General features: G+C 62.3%; 2 protein-coding genes and 1 pseudogene. All 3 read right to left on the reverse strand.

Annotation, left to right across the window (positions count from 1 at the left end; translation table 11 throughout):
• Nucleotides 1-232: pseudogene (locus AC1DY5_RS53985) on the reverse strand (branched-chain amino acid ABC transporter permease); the annotation flags it as partial.
• An 11-nt stretch (nt 233-243) separates the two neighbouring features.
• Nucleotides 244-1,125, reverse strand: a complete 882-nt coding sequence (locus AC1DY5_RS53990; RefSeq protein ID WP_478122417.1) for a branched-chain amino acid ABC transporter permease — start codon at nt 1,123-1,125, stop codon at nt 244-246.
• A gap of 24 nt (nt 1,126-1,149) precedes the next feature.
• Nucleotides 1,150-1,808, reverse strand: a 659-nt coding sequence (locus AC1DY5_RS53995; RefSeq protein ID WP_478122418.1) for an ABC transporter substrate-binding protein, incomplete at its 5' end; no start/stop codon positions are given.

The following is a 1,808-nucleotide window of genomic DNA, read 5'->3' on the forward strand; positions in this document are numbered from 1 at the left end:
AGGCGGCGTGGCCGAAGGAGAGCAGGCCCGTGTATCCGAACAGCAGGTTGAAGCCGACTGCGAACAGGCCGTAGATGAGGATGTTGATGGCGATCGACTGGTACGGCATCAGCCAGGGGAAGACGGCGAAGAAGAGCACGGTCGCGAGGACGCGGTGCTTCGCAATCGTCTTGAAAACCTCTTGCCGAGTGCCAGGCAGGGTGGTGGGAACGGGGGGCGTGACAGCGTTCATGGTGAGTTCCTTCATGACATCAGACCCGCGCGACCAAACAGACCTTGCGGACGAACCAGGAGCACGGCGGCCATGATGACGAACATGGACACMTTGGCTGCCTCGGGGAAGAAGAGGACGGCCATGCTCTCGACAACGCCGACCAGCAGGCCGGCTACGACCGCGCCCACCAGCGACCCCATGCCACCCACGACTGTGACCACGAATGCAACCGTGAGCACCGAGGTTCCCATTTCGGGCGAGACGCCTTGCATCGGCGCCGCGAGAACGCCCGCAAGTGCAGCGATGCCGGTACCTAGGCCGAAGACGATGAGCCAGACGCGAGACACGTCGACGCCGAGCACGCGAACGATGACCGAGTCCCGGGCACCGGCCCTCACGACAAGCCCGAACGGCGTGCGCTCAATCAAGAGCCAGAGAGCGACCAGAAGGACGACAACGACGCCAATGACGAATAGGCGGTATGTCGGGAAGTCGGCGAAGCCAAGGCTCGTCGCTCCTTGCAGAACTTCAGGGGTGTCGAAGGGCAGGCCGGTCTTTCCCCAGAGGATGCGCACGCCTTCGACCATCATGTACGCAAGCCCGAATGTGAGCAGCAAGGGGTAGTCGATGCCCCGGCCATAGAGTGGCCTGATGAGCCAGCGCTCGGCGAGCATTCCAATCGCTCCCACGACGACAGGCGCGATGAGGAGGGCAAGCCAGAACGAACCGGTATTCTCGGCTGCAAGCAGGCCGATGTAGGCGCCAAGCATGAAGAACGCGCCGTGTGCGAAGTTCACGACTGTGAGCATGCCGAAGATGAGCGAGAGGCCGACAGCCAGCAGCACGTACACGGCGCCGAGGGCCAGGCCGGTGAACAGCTGCAGCGCCAGCAGGTCGAAGGTGATATCCATGKGGTGCTCCCGACTTGCTTCAGTTCAGCCCTTGAACCCGAGTTCCTGGCAAGAGCGCAGGAGCTGTTCATTGGCCGGCTCGACGTGAAGCACCTTGAACACGGCCGTCGGGTCGCGCGCTTCCTTGCTGTTCGATTCGACGACGAGCACCGACTGGACGGATTGGTGGTCGCAGGCGCGGTAGTACTGCTGGCCCTTGTAGGTGTCGTACTTGAGGGATGTTAGGGCGGCCGCGACCTTGTCGCTGTCCGTTGCGCCTGCGCTCTTGACCGCAAGCAGTAGCGACTTCACGGCCGAATAGGCCATCGCACCATAGTCGGAGGGGTACTTGTTGTCGTTGGCGGCCTTGAACGCGGTGTTGAAGGCCTTTGCCGACGGCGTGTCGGATTCAATTTCCCAGAAGTACTGCGTGCCGCCGATGACGCCTTCGTAGGTCGACGCGCCACCGGACACGCGCGCCGTGTAGGTCAGGATGGGCGTGGCGAACTTCATGCCCTTCTTCATCCCGAAATCACCCGCCTGCTTGATGGCAATGCGGTTGTCGTTTCCGAAGTTGTTGAAGATGAGAACGTCGGGCTTCATCGCCTGCAGGCGAGGCAGGAATGTCGAATAGTCCTGAGCTCCCAGCGGGTGCTTGACCTCGCCGACGACCTCGGCGCCGAGTTCCTTGGCCACGCGCATGA

The sequence above is a fragment of the Variovorax sp. P4_D9 genome (genome assembly GCF_056401695.1).